Annotated in this window: 14 protein-coding genes; 5 read left to right on the forward strand and 9 right to left on the reverse strand. The window is 72.2% G+C overall.

All coding sequences use genetic code 11. From position 1 onward, the window contains the following. Nucleotides 1-2: 2 nt before the first annotated feature. Nucleotides 3-566: an LOG family protein gene (locus tag ACZ7OY_RS38130; protein ID WP_472250164.1), complete on the reverse strand. Its 564-nt coding sequence runs from the start codon at nucleotides 564-566 to the stop codon at nucleotides 3-5. Nucleotides 567-618: 52 nt separating this feature from the next. Here ACZ7OY_RS38130 and ACZ7OY_RS38135 point away from each other — a divergent pair, with 52 nt between their 5' ends. After that, nucleotides 619-942, forward strand: a complete 324-nt coding sequence (locus ACZ7OY_RS38135) for a DUF427 domain-containing protein (protein WP_384721761.1) — start codon at nucleotides 619-621, stop codon at nucleotides 940-942. 37 nt (nucleotides 943-979) lie between these two features. After that, on the forward strand, nucleotides 980-1,762 hold the full coding sequence (locus tag ACZ7OY_RS38140) for an alpha/beta fold hydrolase (RefSeq protein WP_472250165.1): 783 nt from the start codon (nucleotides 980-982) through the stop codon (nucleotides 1,760-1,762). Between the two features lie 193 nt (nucleotides 1,763-1,955). Here ACZ7OY_RS38140 and mnmA read toward each other — a convergent pair whose 3' ends face one another. Beyond that, on the reverse strand, nucleotides 1,956-3,083 hold the full coding sequence (gene mnmA, locus ACZ7OY_RS38145; protein ID WP_472250166.1) for a tRNA 2-thiouridine(34) synthase MnmA: 1,128 nt from the start codon (nucleotides 3,081-3,083) through the stop codon (nucleotides 1,956-1,958). Between the two features lie 60 nt (nucleotides 3,084-3,143). Between mnmA and ACZ7OY_RS38150 the strand changes: the two genes are divergently transcribed. Beyond that, nucleotides 3,144-3,836, forward strand: a complete 693-nt coding sequence (locus ACZ7OY_RS38150) for an N-acetylmuramoyl-L-alanine amidase (protein ID WP_472250167.1) — start codon at nucleotides 3,144-3,146, stop codon at nucleotides 3,834-3,836. 132 nt (nucleotides 3,837-3,968) lie between these two features. Here the strand turns inward: ACZ7OY_RS38150 and ACZ7OY_RS38155 are convergent, their stop codons facing one another. The 3 genes from ACZ7OY_RS38155 to ACZ7OY_RS38165 all read right to left on the reverse strand — a co-directional run bounded on the left by ACZ7OY_RS38155 (nucleotide 3,969) and on the right by ACZ7OY_RS38165 (nucleotide 5,696). Then, complete coding sequence (locus ACZ7OY_RS38155) at nucleotides 3,969-5,138, reverse strand: cysteine desulfurase family protein (RefSeq protein WP_472250168.1); 1,170 nt, start codon at nucleotides 5,136-5,138, stop codon at nucleotides 3,969-3,971. A gap of 88 nt (nucleotides 5,139-5,226) precedes the next feature. Then, entirely contained in the window at nucleotides 5,227-5,493 is a 267-nt protein-coding gene (locus tag ACZ7OY_RS38160; RefSeq protein WP_472250169.1) for a DUF4190 domain-containing protein, read from the reverse strand. 5 nt (nucleotides 5,494-5,498) lie between these two features. Further along, entirely contained in the window at nucleotides 5,499-5,696 is a 198-nt protein-coding gene (locus tag ACZ7OY_RS38165; protein WP_472250170.1) for a hypothetical protein, read from the reverse strand. A 166-nt stretch (nucleotides 5,697-5,862) separates the two neighbouring features. On the opposite strand from ACZ7OY_RS38165, the gene ACZ7OY_RS38170 reads away from it, so the two are divergent. Then, the gene (locus tag ACZ7OY_RS38170; RefSeq protein WP_472250171.1) at nucleotides 5,863-6,489 is read left to right on the forward strand and encodes a TetR family transcriptional regulator; all 627 of its coding nucleotides are present in this window, start codon (nucleotides 5,863-5,865) and stop codon (nucleotides 6,487-6,489) included. A gap of 91 nt (nucleotides 6,490-6,580) precedes the next feature. On the opposite strand, the gene ACZ7OY_RS38175 is transcribed toward ACZ7OY_RS38170, so the two are convergent. Both ACZ7OY_RS38175 and ACZ7OY_RS38180 read right to left on the reverse strand, forming a co-directional pair. Further along, the gene (locus tag ACZ7OY_RS38175) at nucleotides 6,581-6,943 is read right to left on the reverse strand and encodes a hypothetical protein (RefSeq protein WP_472250172.1); all 363 of its coding nucleotides are present in this window, start codon (nucleotides 6,941-6,943) and stop codon (nucleotides 6,581-6,583) included. 205 nt (nucleotides 6,944-7,148) lie between these two features. Next, nucleotides 7,149-8,045, reverse strand: a complete 897-nt coding sequence (locus tag ACZ7OY_RS38180; protein WP_472250173.1) for a thioesterase family protein — start codon at nucleotides 8,043-8,045, stop codon at nucleotides 7,149-7,151. Nucleotides 8,046-8,198: 153 nt separating this feature from the next. Here ACZ7OY_RS38180 and ACZ7OY_RS38185 point away from each other — a divergent pair, with 153 nt between their 5' ends. Next, complete coding sequence (locus ACZ7OY_RS38185; RefSeq protein ID WP_472250213.1) at nucleotides 8,199-9,431, forward strand: alpha/beta hydrolase; 1,233 nt, start codon at nucleotides 8,199-8,201, stop codon at nucleotides 9,429-9,431. Here the strand turns inward: ACZ7OY_RS38185 and ACZ7OY_RS38190 are convergent. Next, the gene (locus ACZ7OY_RS38190) at nucleotides 9,340-9,996 is read right to left on the reverse strand and encodes a trimeric intracellular cation channel family protein (RefSeq protein WP_351600745.1); all 657 of its coding nucleotides are present in this window, start codon (nucleotides 9,994-9,996) and stop codon (nucleotides 9,340-9,342) included. The genes ACZ7OY_RS38185 and ACZ7OY_RS38190 overlap by 92 nt on opposite strands. A 56-nt stretch (nucleotides 9,997-10,052) precedes the next feature. Beyond that, nucleotides 10,053-11,444, reverse strand: coding sequence for a M1 family metallopeptidase (locus tag ACZ7OY_RS38195; RefSeq protein WP_472250174.1), 1,392 nt, complete (start codon nucleotides 11,442-11,444; stop codon nucleotides 10,053-10,055). Between the last annotated feature and the right edge of the window lie 133 nt (nucleotides 11,445-11,577).

Consider the following 11,577-nt stretch of genomic DNA (forward strand, 5'->3'; position numbering starts at 1 on the left):
CATCACTCCAGGTCGGCGCCCGCGGCGGGAGCCGCCGGTGTCGCCACCTCCAGGTAGGCCAGCGCGGCGAGCGGCTCCTGCGCGAAGAACACCAGTTCGGCGAGGGGGCGGGGCAGGAAGCCCTCGGCATCCATGCGCCGGAACTGCGTCTCCAGGCCGTCGTAGAAGCCCGCGGTGTTCAGCAGCACGACCGGCTTCTCGGTGTGCCCGTGCTTCTTCAGCTCCAGGATCTCGGTCGCCTCGTCCAGCGTCCCGGTCCCACCGACCATCACCACGACCGCGTCGGCCTTCTCCAGCAGCAGCCGCTTGCGCTCGGCGAGGTCGCGCGCGATCACCATCTCGTCGGCGCCCGGGCGGGTCTTGGCCGCCAGGAAGTCCACGGAGACCCCGACGAGCCGCCCGCCGGTCTCCTGCACGCCATCGGCGACCACCTTCATCAGACCGACGTCGGAGCCGCCCCACACCAGCGTGTGGCCGCCCTTGCCGAGCAGTTGCGCGAACTCGCGCGCGGGGCGGGTGTAGCGGTCGTCGAGGTCGGCGGCGGAGAGGAAGACACAGATACGCATACGGGACACGGTACGCGGGAAGAAGCGGCGCCCGGCGGGCGCTGTCCCCGGTATGGCTGAAGGACACACGATCACCATCGAGCAGGGCACGCAGCGCGTCCGGGTCGTCCACGACGGCCGGACCCTGGCGGAGAGCGACCGTCCCCTGGTGCTGCGCGAGACGGGCTGTCCCGCGCGGTACTACATCCCGGCCGAGGACGTCCGCCTCGACCTGCTGACCCCCTCCGACACGCACACGTACTGCCCCTTCAAGGGCACGGCCTCGTACTGGTCGCTGCCGGACGCGGCGGACGCCGTCTGGTTCTATCCCGACCCGAAGCCGGACGTCGCCGAGATCAAGGACCACCTCTGCTTCTACGAAGTGGAGGTGTTGTGAGCGACTAATCCGGTGCCGAGTGGCAGTCTCGTCAGACATGGACAACAAGACCATCTCGCGCGACGGGACCTCCCTCGCCTACGAACGCACCGGACAGGGCCCGGCGGTCGTCCTGGTGAGCGGTGCCATGTCCACGGGCGGCACGATGGCGCCCCTGGCCGCGGCCCTCTCGGACCGTTTCAGCGTCGTCGTGTACGACCGCCGGGGCCGCGGCGGCAGCGGTGACACCGCTCCGTACGCGGTGGACCGTGAGGTCGAGGACATCGCCGCGCTGATCGAGGCGGTGGGCGGCGAGGCGCGGCTGTGCGGTGTCTCCTCGGGTGGCGCGCTGGTCCTGGCGGCGGCCGCCGCCGGGGTGCCGGCGCGTCAGGTCGCGGTGTACGAGACGCCGTTCGCCGACTTCGGGGGCGGCGGTGCGAAGGAACGCGCCGAATACACCGAGAACCTGGACCGGGCACTGGCCGAGGGGCGGCGCGGGGACGCGGTCACGCTGTTCCTGCGGCTGACCGGCCTGGCCGAGGGGATGATCGACAGCGCCCGGCAGTCCCCCATGTGGCCCGCCATGGAGGCGGCCGCCCCGACCCTGGCCTACGACAACACCGTCATGGGCGACGGCCTGGTCCCCCGCGAGCGGCTGGCCTCGGTCGGCGTGCCGGTGCTGGCCGTCGCGGGCGGGGCCAGCCCGGCGTGGCTGCGCGAGGCGACCCGGGCGGTCGCCGAGTCCGTGCCCCGGGGCGCCTACCGCGTCCTGGAGGGCCAGACCCACATGGTGGACCCGACCGCGCTCGCGCCGGTGCTGGCTGAGTTCTTCGGCGAGTAGCCCGCGCCGAGTGGGCTCGCGCCGCCCTCGCGGTCCCGAGTGGGCTCGCGCCGCCGTCGCGGTCCCGAGTGGGCTCGCGCCGCCCTCGCGGTCCCGAGTGGGCTCCGGACGCCCGCGCGATGCCGAGTGGGCTCCGGACGCCCGCGCGATGCCCCGGGAGGGCTCGCGCCGCCCTCGCGCGCGCCGAGAAGGCTCAGGCCGCCCCGGCCGTCGCCCGTACCGTCGTCGCGATCGTGGCCGAGCCCACCACGCGGGTGCCGTCGTACAGCACGATCGCCTGGCCGGGCGCGACACCGCGGACCGGCTCGGTGAACGTGACCCGCAGCTCGCCGTCGACGAGGTGCGCGCTCACCTGCGTCTCGCCGCCGTGGGCGCGCAGCTGGGCGGTGTAGGTGCCGGGGCCGGCCGGGGCTGCGCCGCACCAGCGGGGCTTGATCGCGGTCAGGGCGGACACGTCGAGGGAGGCCGCCGGGCCGACCGTGACCGTGTTGTTCACCGGTGAGATGTCGAGGACGTAGCGCGGCTTGCCGTCCGCGGCCGGGACGCCGATGCGCAGTCCCTTGCGCTGGCCGATGGTGAAGCCGTACGCGCCCTCGTGGGTGCCCAGCTTGGCGCCGGACTCGTCGACGATGTCGCCCTCGGCCTTGCCCAGCCGGTCGGCCAGGAAGCCCTGGGTGTCGCCGTCGGCGATGAAGCAGATGTCGTGCGAGTCGGGCTTCTTGGCGACGGCCAGGCCCCGGCGCTCGGCCTCGGCGCGGATCTCGTCCTTCGTGGTGAGCGTGTCGCCGAGCGGGAAGAGGGCGTGCGCCAGCTGGCGGTCGTCCAGCACACCGAGGACGTACGACTGGTCCTTGGCCATGTCGGAGGCGCGGTGCAGTTCGCGGGTGCCGTCCTCGCGGACCAGCACCTTCGCGTAGTGGCCCGTGCACACCGCGTCGAAGCCCAGCGCCAGCGCCTTGTCCAGCAGGGCGGCGAACTTGATCTTCTCGTTGCAGCGCAGGCACGGGTTCGGGGTGCGTCCCGCCTCGTACTCGGCGACGAAGTCCTCGACCACGTCCTCGCGGAAGCGGTCGGCGAGGTCCCAGACGTAGAACGGGATACCGATGACGTCCGCCGCGCGCCGGGCGTCGCGCGAGTCCTCGATCGTGCAGCAGCCACGCGCGCCGGTACGGAAGGACTGCGGGTTGGCGGAGAGCGCGAGATGGACTCCGGTCACGTCGTGGCCCGCTTCGGCCGCGCGGGCGGCGGCGACTGCGGAGTCGACGCCACCGGACATGGCGGCGAGGACGCGGAGGGGGCGGGAGCGCGGGGTGTCAGTCATAGCGCTTCAAGGGTAAGGGGACGCGGGAACCGGAGCTCGCGGGTTTGCGTTGACGATCACATGGGGGAGAAGCGGGCGGGAGCGAAGAGCGGCGACGCGGATCAGCGGATCGGGCGGCGCGGGCTGCTGATCGGCGGGATCGTGGCCGCGGTGGGCACCGCCGCGCTCGCGCGCCGGGAGCTGGGGCACCTGTGGTGGCGGCTGCCCGGGGTGGAGAAGCCGCGGGTGGCGGGGGCGGTCGACTTCCGGGGTGCGCGGTGGGTGGCGGCCTCGCCGACGAACTACCGCCGGGCGGACCGGCCGGACGACTACGCGATCGACCGGGTGGTCGTCCATGTCACCCAGGGCGGTTTCGACAGCGCGGTGAAGGCGTTCCAGGATCCGCGGCACGGTGCGGCGGCCCACTACATCGTGCGCAAGGACGGGCACGTCACGCAGATGATCCGTGAGCTGGACGTGGCGTTCCACGCGGGCAACCGGTCGTACAACGAGCGCAGTGTCGGCATCGAGCACGAGGGCTTCGTGGAGCGGGCCTCGTCGTTCACCGAGGCGATGTACGAGGGCTCGGCCCGGCTGACGGCGGCGATATGCGCGCGGTACGGGATACCCGTCGACCGTGCGCACATCATCGGGCACGTGGAGGTGCCGGGGACGGACCACACGGATCCCGGGCCGCACTGGGACTGGCCGCGGTACCTGCGGCTGGTGCGGGCGGCGGGCGCCGCCTCGGCGCGGCCGCACGCGACGGCGTGAGCGTCCCGCGGCCCGGTCCGCGCGACAGCCCGGCCGAGGGTCACGTGACGCACATCACGCCCTGACGCCCGTGCGGCGGCCCCCTGGTGACGGCGGACCAGGTCCTCCCTGGGCTCTACGTCAGTCCTGGCCCTACGTCAGTCCCGCCGCCCGCGCGCGTTCGACCGCGGGCCCGATCACCTTGGCGACCGCGTCGACGTCCGCCTGGGTGGAGGTGTGGCCGAAGGAGAAGCGCAGGGTGCCGCGGGCCAGGTCCGGGTCGGTGCCGGTGGCGAGGAGGACATGGCTGGGCTGGGCCACGCCCGCGGTGCAGGCGGAGCCCGTGGAGCACTCGACGCCCTGGGCGTCCAGCAGCAGGAGCAGGGAGTCGCCCTCGCAGCCCGGGAAGGTGAAGTGCGCGTTGGCCGGGAGGCGGCCGGCCGGGTCGGGGTCGCCGCCCAGGATCGCGTCGGGCACCGCGGCGCGGACCCTGGTGACCAGGTCGTCCCGCAGGGCGCCGATCTCGCGCGCGAACCGCTCGCGCCCCTCGGCCGCCAGTCGGCCGGCCACGCCGAAGGAGGCGATCGCCGGGACGTCGAGGGTGCCGGAGCGGACATGACGCTCCTGGCCGCCGCCGTGCAGCACGGGTACGGGGGTGTACTCGCGGCCCAGGAGCAGGGCGCCGATGCCGTACGGGCCGCCGATCTTGTGACCCGAGACCGTCATCGCGGCGAGGCCGGAGGCGGCGAAGTCGACCGGGACCTGCCCGAAGGCCTGGACCGCGTCGGCGTGCAACGGGATGCCGGACTCCGCCGCCACTTCGGCGAGTTCACGGACCGGAAGGATCGTGCCGATCTCGTTGTTGGCCCACATCACGGTGGCCAGGGCGACGTCGTCCGGGTCGCGGGCGATGGCCTCGCGCAGGGCCTCGGGGTGGACCCGGCCATGGGAGTCGACCGGGAGGTACTCGACGGTGGCGCCCTCGTGCTCGGCCAGCCAGTGCACGGCGTCGAGGACCGCGTGGTGTTCGACGGGGCTGGCGAGGACGCGGGTCCGGCGCGGATCGGCGGCCCGCCTGGACCAGTACAGGCCCTTGACCGCGAGGTTGTCGGCCTCGGTGCCGCCGGCGGTGAAGACGACCTCGCTGGGGCGGGCGCCGAGCGCCTCCGCGAGGGTCTCGCGGGACTCCTCGACCGTACGGCGGGCTCTGCGGCCGGATGCGTGGAGGGAGGAGGCGTTGCCGGTGACACCCAGCTGGGCGGTCAGTGCCTCTGCCGCCTCCGGGAGCATCGGGGTGGTCGCGGCGTGGTCGAGGTATGCCATGGTGAGCCCGATTCTACGGGCCCTGCCGATCGGTACGTGGCTGCGGGCCCCCGCCCGCAGCCACGTCGGCGTCGACCGGTCCCCGGGCTCAGAAGCCCCACGACACCGTGCTGTCCGCCTGCATGAACGCCACCAGGAGCAACAGGTCGGCGACGCCCAGGGCCAGCCCCAGCCAGGCGCGGCCGCGACGGGCGGTGCCGCGCCACAGGGCGACCGCCGCCAGGGTGATGGCGATCGGGCCGAGGAAGAGGTTGAGGGCGAGGAGACCGAGCAGGCCGAGGACGAAGGACGCGACGGCCATGCCGTCGGTGTCACGGGTGCGGGTGCGGCGCGTGGCCGGTGCGGTGAGTTGCATGACGGTCAGCTCCCGGCGGTCGGACGGGCGGAGGTGGGCCGGTGGGCCGAGGCGCGGCGGCGGCCGTGCAGCTCGCGCAGGGCGAAGATGCCGAGCCAGGCCGCGACGAGGACGGCGACGGCGGCGGTGAAGGTCAGCGGCGCGTGGGCGACGGTGCCCATGACCACGCCGAGCAGCAGGAGTGCGGCGACGAGGAACAGCATGTGTTCGGATCCCCCTCCGGGATACCTCTCGCGGATGCGTCTTGCGGCTCGTGATACGCCTCAAGGCGGCTTGGTGAACGGTTGTGGTTACAGTTGTTCACTGACTCTTGAGTCTAACGTGCGCGACGGCTTTCCAATTCCAGAGAACAGTTGTTAACTAGGTGTCATGAGTCACACTCCCGGCATCCGGCAGGCGCAGAAGCAGAAGACCCGGCAGGCGCTGCTGGAAGCGGCTCTGGGCCTGCTGGAGGAGCAGAGCCTGAGCAGTCTCGGCCTGCGTGAGGTGACCCGCGCCGTCGGTGTCGCGCCGACGGCCTTCTACCGGCACTTCCGCTCCACCGCCGACCTGGGCGTGGCCCTGGTCGAGGAGGCGCTGGGCAGCCTGCACCCGATGATCCGCACGACGGTCACCGCCGCCGACACCGGTGACGAACGCATCGCGCGGGCCGTGCAGTTGATCGCCGGCCATGTTCAGGCCCATCCGGCGCACGTCCGCTTCATCGCGCGTGAGCGGCACGGCGGGGTGCAGCCGGTGCGGGAGGCGATCCGGGACCAACTGGTCCGGTTCGCCGAGGAGGTGCGGGACGAACTGGCCAAGGACCGCGTGTCCGAGGGGTGGAGCGACGCGGACCTGCTGATGCTCGCGCAGCTCTATGTCGACCAGATGCTCATCACCGCCTCGCTCTTCCTGGAGAGCCTGGACGCCCCGCAGGAGGAGCAGGAGCGCATCAGACAGGTCGCCACCCGGCAGCTGCGGCTCATCGGCATCGGCCGACGGCACTGGCTCGACTGACCGGCGGCGGAGCACGCAGAGGCGCCGCACCCGACGACCGGGTACGGCGCCTCGCGTCTTACGGCGCGTACGGCTCGTACGGCGTGACGGTTCAGCCCTGCTGGGCCTGCTGCTGCCCCTGGCCGGCGCCCGCATCGCCACAGCCGCCGGGACCGCCCTGCCCGCCGCCCTGCGCACCGCCGGGACCGCCGCTGGGCATCCCGCTCGGCATTCCGCTCGGCATCCCCGACGGGATGCCCGTGGGGGTGCCGCCGGGCATCCCCGACGGGGCGCCCGAGGGGCGGCCGCTCGGCATGCCGGAGGCGTTCCGGCCCGGCATGCCGGACGGCGCCTGGCACGCCTGCTGCCCGGAGCTGCCGCTGTCCGACGACGAGTCGCCCGAGCCGCAGGCCGCCAGGACCAGAGGCGAGATCGCCAGCAGGGCCACGGCGGGGACGAGACGCGCACGCTTCATGAGAGACAACTCCAGGGAAGATGAGGGGTCGTTGAGAGGGCACTCAACCAACGGCCCATGAGGCTTCCTTGGGGCTCCGCTGTCCCTGGCCTGTCAATCGGGCAAAGCACGCCTCAAAGCACCGCGCCGGCCTGCGCGTTCACAGATCCCCGGCCGATCCGTCCGGTACGGGGCCGTGACAGAACCCGGCCGGCGCGGGCCCCGCTCAGCCGAGCCTGACCCGGGCCAGCTGCCGGGACTGCGCCACCAGCCGGCCGGCGCTGTCCCAGACCTCGGCGTCCTCCTCCAGGAAGCCGCCGGCGAGGTTGCGGGTGGTGATGGCGACGCGCAGCGGACCCGGGGCGGGGCGGCAGCGGACGTGGACGGTGAGCTCGACCGTCGGGACCCAGCCGGACAGGCCGATCTCGAAGGCGGTGGGCGGCAGCGCGTCCACCGCGAGCAGCAGGGAGAGCGGATCGGCGTCCCGGCCGTCGGCCAGGCCGAACCAGGCCCGCATCTCCCCCTTGCCGGACGGCTTGCCGAGCGCCCACCCCAGGGTCGACGGGTCCAGCTTGAGGAACAGGCGGTCGGTGATGGCCGAGCTGCCCGGGAGCGGGGCCGGCGCGTCCTGGGGCCCGAAGCACTGCTCCGGCGGCGGCATCTCGGGCGGCCGGGCCGCCGTACGGACGTCGTCGGGCAGGGCACCGAGGTCGCCGTAGGAGGCGAGGACGCGGATCCGCTCGACCTCGTTGCCCTGGTCGTCGAGCTGGAAGAGCGAGGCCTGGCCGGTGGAGAGGGTGCGGCCGGTGCGAACGGTCTCGGTGCGCACGACCGCCGGACCGGGCTGCGATGCCGTCAGATAGTGCGCCGAGATCGTGAACGGGTCCGGGTGCGGCAGGGCGTCGGCGAGCGCGCGGCCCAGGACGGCCAGCAGATAGCCGCCGTTGACGGCGCTGATGATGGTCCAGCCGGCCGAGAGCTCGATGTCGTAGACACCGGGTTCGCGGCGGGTGAGCGCGGTGTCCCGGTCGAACTCGCTGTCGCCGATCGCGGCCCGCGACGGGGACGCCCCGGTGCCGGCGGAGCCGAGAGTGGCGGACGGTACGGTAGCTGCTTCTGACATGCCTGAACCGTACAAGAAGAAATTACTAAGCGGTAGCTTTGGGGTGCTTCCACAGGGCAGCCGGATACGCAGTCGGGTGAGGTTCCGGCAATTTCTTGGTAAGTGTCCGTACTCGTCCGTAACCTCGAGGCCTTCATCGCCCTCTATGAGGACATGAGCCTCACCGGGACTGCATTCCTCATCACCTTGATCGTGCTCGCCGCCGTCGCCGTCGCCCTGCCACTGCTGCTGTGGTCACGGACGCCGGGGCCGTGGGCCGCGCGCGCGACCGCCCGGGTCCTGATGCTGCTGTTCGCCCAGGGCACCGCCGTCGCCCTGGTCTTCACCCTGGTCAACAACGCCAACAACCTCTACGACAACTGGGCCGACCTGCTGGGCACCGGCAGCCATGTCCAGCAGGCCGCCGACCTCGGCGCGGACGGCACCGGCGGCATAGCGCTGGAGCAGCTGCCCAGAGTCAAGCAGCACTTCACCCTCGCCGACGGACCGGGCATGCACGCGGCCGGCGGTGTGCGGGTCACCCAGGTCAAGGGCCGGGTATCCGGCGTCGACGCGGAGGTCTACGTCTGGCTGCCGCCGCAGTACGACGAGCCCGCCTACCGGCACCACAGGTTCCCCGTCGTCGAGTTGCTGCCGGGCTACCCCGGCTCCGCCAAGGCGTGGTTCGGCGCGCTGCACGCGCACGAGCAGCTGCTGCCGCTGATGCGCTCCGACCGGATCGCGCCGTTCATCCTGGTCGCCCCGCGCACCACCCTGCTGGCCGGGATCGACACCGGCTGCGCCAACATCCCGGGCACGGTCAACGCCGACACCTGGCTGAGCATCGACGTACCGAAGATGGTCATGGACAACTTCCGGGCCGAGCCCGCGCCGGCCGGCTGGGCGCTGGCCGGCTACTCGGCCGGCGCGCACTGCGCCCTCAAGCTCGCCATCGCGCACCCGGACCGCTACCGGGCCGCGGTGAGCCTGTCCGGCTACAACGACCCGCTCGTCGAACGCGACTCGCTCACCGCCCAGAGCCCGGCCCTGCGCGCCCGCAACAACCCGTTGCTGCTGCTGCGCCGGGCGGCCGCCCCGCCGCCGCTCTCGCTCTACGTCTCCGGGCAGCCGCACGACGGCTACGAGGCCGGGGTCGCGCTGCGCCGGGCCGCGCACGCGCCGACGAACGTGCAGGTGGTGTTCATCCCGACAAGCGCGGGCGGGCACACCATGGCGCTGTGGCGGCCGCAGGTGGTGCCGGCGTTCCGCTGGCTGTCCGCGCGGGTGGGGCGCCACCCCGTCACCGTCCCCGGCGCTACTCCTCGCGTACGGTCGACCGCCGGTTCCACGCACGCGGCGCTCGCCAGTGGTACTTCATCGCGAGCAGGCGCAGCACGAAGGCAGTGAGCGCGGCGAAGCCGCTGGCGGTCGGGGTGAGGACGTCGTAGCGGATGCACACCGCGACCATGGCGGCGCCGACCATGGCCGGCACCGCGTACAGGTCGCGGTCCCAGCGCAGCAGCGAGGGGACCTCGTTGGCCAGCACGTCGCGCAGCACACCGCCGCCGACGGCGGTGGCCAGGCCCAGGGCCGCCGACTGCGGGAGGCCGAGCCCGTAGGCGTACGCCTTCGTCGTGCCGGTGACGCAGAACAGGCCCAGGCCGGCCGCGTCGAAGACGTTCACCCCGGTCTGGATGCGCTCCACGTGGGGGTGCAGGAAGACGACCAGGAGGGCGGCGAGCAGCGGGGTGACGAAATAGCCCAGGTCGGTGAAGGCGGCCGGCGGCACCGCGCCGATGACGATGTCCCGGAACAGCCCTCCGCCCAGCGCGGTCACCTCGGCGAGGACGGCGATGCCGAAGACGTCGAAGTTCTTGCGGACGGCCAGCAGCGCACCCGAGATGGCGAAGACGAAGATGCCGATCAGGTCGAGGCGATGCTGGACGGAGGGACTGAACAGTTCTTGGAGCACCCTGCCATTCTCACTCAGATGACACCCTGAACCTTACAAAGCTAGGCTCACAGGGCTCAAAGAGTTGGTTTCCCTGCCGTGAACACCCAGGTCTGGAAGAGATCATCGAGCTGCCGCCCGGAGATCCGCTCCGCCAGCCGGATGAAGTCGGCCGTGTTCGCGTTGCCGTAGCGGTGCAGTTTCGTCCAGGCCGGAAGCAGCCGGAAGAAGGCCTTGTCCCCGATGCGCTCACGCAGCACCTGGAGCGTCATCGCGCCGCGCTGGTAGACGGCCGAGGCGAACATCGTGTCGCGCTGCGGGTCGGCGACGACCGTCTGCCAGAAGGCGGAGTCGGCGGGGCGGGCGTCGTAGCCGGCCAGGAAGGAGTCGTGCGCCGAGCGGGTCCCGCGGTGCTCGGCCCACAGCCACTGGGCGTACGTGGCGAAGCCCTCGTTGAGCCAGATGTCCTTCCACCGCTCGACCGAGACCGAGTCGCCGAACCACTGGTGGGCCAGCTCGTGCACGATCGTCGACTCGCTGCGCACGGCCGAGTAGACCGGCTTGGACTGCACCTCCAGGGAGAACCCCGCCTCGGGCATGTCGTCGACGATCGCGCCGGTCTCCTCGAAGGGGTACGGCCCGAAGATCTGCGACCAGTAGTCGGTGGCCTCGGCGGTGACGGCGTACACGTCGACGTTGTTGCTGTTGGCCAGGACCGGGTCGATCGCCACGTAGACGGGGATGCCGCCGGGGGTCTTCCCGGTGCGTACGTCGAACTTCCCGACCGTCGCGGTCGCGAGGTAGGTCGCCATGGGCTTCGTCTCGCGCCAGTGGGTGTACGTCGAGCCGCCCTTGTCGTACGTCCCGACGAGCCGGCCGTTGGAGACCGCGGTCAGGCCCTTGGGGGCCCGGATCCGGATGTCGTAGGTCGCCTTGTCGGCGGGGTGGTCGCTGGAGGGGAACCAGGTGGAGGCGGCGTTGGGCTCGCAGGCGACGAACACGCCGTCGGTGGTCTTCATCCAGCCGTAGTTCGAGCCGAACACGATGGGCCCGCCCAGGGGTTCGGGAACGCCGCCGTAGGTGACGGTGACCGTGAAGGTGCGGCCCTTGCGCAGGGCGTCGTGCGGGGTGATCCGGATCTCGTCGGCCTCGCGCGTGAACCGGGCGCGTCTGCCGTTCACCTCGACGCTCGTGACCGTCAGCTTCTGGAGGTCCAGGTCCAAGGACGAGAGGTTCTGCGTGGCGCGGGCGGTGAGGGTCGTACGGCCGTCCAGGCGGCCGGTGGCCGGGTCGTACGCCACGTCGAGGTCGTAGTGGCGGGCGTCGAAGCCGCCGTTGCCGAGCTGCGGGAAGTAGGTGTCGCCGATGCCGTCCGCGCCGGGGGTGGGGGCGGGAGAGGCAGCGATGACGAGGAGGGAGGCCGCCGCGGTCGCGAGGGCCCCCAGTCGTGCCGAACGGGAGAGCGCCATAGGTCGTCCCTTCGGGTCATGTTCCGATCAAACGGACATGACCGACTCTGCGGGCTCCCGGTTGAGCATGTCCATGACTTTGCCAACTCGTCACGTGTCACCGCGAGTTGAGACCTGACGGCCCTTCATCGCG

The organism is Streptomyces sp. NPDC107559, from assembly GCF_055657365.1.